Annotated in this window: 1 protein-coding gene; it reads left to right on the top strand. The window is 40.1% G+C overall.

What is annotated here, in order from left to right:
• A partial coding sequence (locus tag J7R07_RS07975; protein ID WP_208436321.1) for an autotransporter outer membrane beta-barrel domain-containing protein occupies positions 1–653 on the top strand: 653 nt, incomplete at both ends.

Raw genomic sequence — 653 nt, 5'->3', positions numbered from 1 at the left:
TCTTACGAGAGATTTACTTTACAACCTTTGGATGTTAAACAAAGCCAGAAAAGTGCGTTTGATAAATGGACTGCTACAGCATATGGCAGTATGCAGCATCATACGGGTTTCTATGTAGATAGTCTTTTGTCTTATGGTTTATTCCAAGGTGATGTTCGCACCCTTGCACGTGGGAAGACAGCAACATTGAAAGGCAAACCTTTTAGTGTTTCTTTAACTGGAGGCCAGACATTTGCAACGGGCTATAAGAGTTTTGTATTGGATCCACAAGTTCAGGTTGTGTATCAGCATCTTCAGTTTAAGAAGACACGTGATATTGACGGTTTTGATATTGATATGGGCAACCTTGATCAATGGATAATGCGTGTTGGTGGTCGTTTGGTCAAGACTCCGAGTGGATCTGAAGAAGTAGAAGCTGTTTCCTTGTATGGAAAACTTTATTTTTCTCATGGTTTTGGAAGAGCACGGTCTGTGCATTTCAAAGATGCTTTTCCATTGGGTAATTTTGGATCTTCCTTAGAAACAGGATTGGGTTTTAATGCTCGATTGTCTCAAAATTTTGCGCTTCATGGTGATCTTGTTTATCAACACAAGCTGACTAAAGCTGGTTTTTCTGGAACGAGTTTCTCTGGGGGAGTCCGTTATCAGTTTTA

It is taken from the genome of Bartonella phoceensis (assembly GCF_902825145.1).
In the GTDB taxonomy this organism is placed as follows: Bacteria; Pseudomonadota; Alphaproteobacteria; order Rhizobiales; family Rhizobiaceae; genus Bartonella; species Bartonella phoceensis.
The sequence above is the reverse complement of the archived record's forward strand: the minus strand, read 5'-3'. Positions and strand labels throughout refer to the sequence as shown.